A 268-nucleotide genomic window follows, 5' to 3' on the forward strand; every position below is an offset into this window, starting at 1 on the left:
GGTCCTCCTCGGAAACGTAATCAACCCGGTAGTTTATTCACTTTTAGTTTATCTACTAGTAATAAATTACCACTCTTATTCAAGACACACTTTGTGTGCGTGAAAATGTCAGACTTTACAATTGCTGTGGATTAGTCTCCACGGTGTACTAGCTAGCTTCTTTTGAAACTACTTGGGGTTGTATGGTTAAGTGACTAAGCGTATGTGGTGGATGCCTTGGCAGTTAGAGGCGATGAAGGACGTGTTAATCTGCGAAAAGCTTTGGTGA

1 rRNA gene is annotated in these 268 nt (G+C 41.4%); it reads left to right on the plus strand.

Going from position 1 to position 268, the window contains the following annotated elements:
* Positions 1-184: 184 nt before the first annotated feature.
* Positions 185-268: ribosomal RNA gene (locus tag H4J61_RS00050) — 23S ribosomal RNA — on the plus strand; the annotation flags it as partial.

Origin of the sequence: Colwellia sp. MB3u-4, from assembly GCF_014077065.1 — a bacterium.
Taxonomy (GTDB): Bacteria; Pseudomonadota; Gammaproteobacteria; order Enterobacterales; family Alteromonadaceae; genus Cognaticolwellia.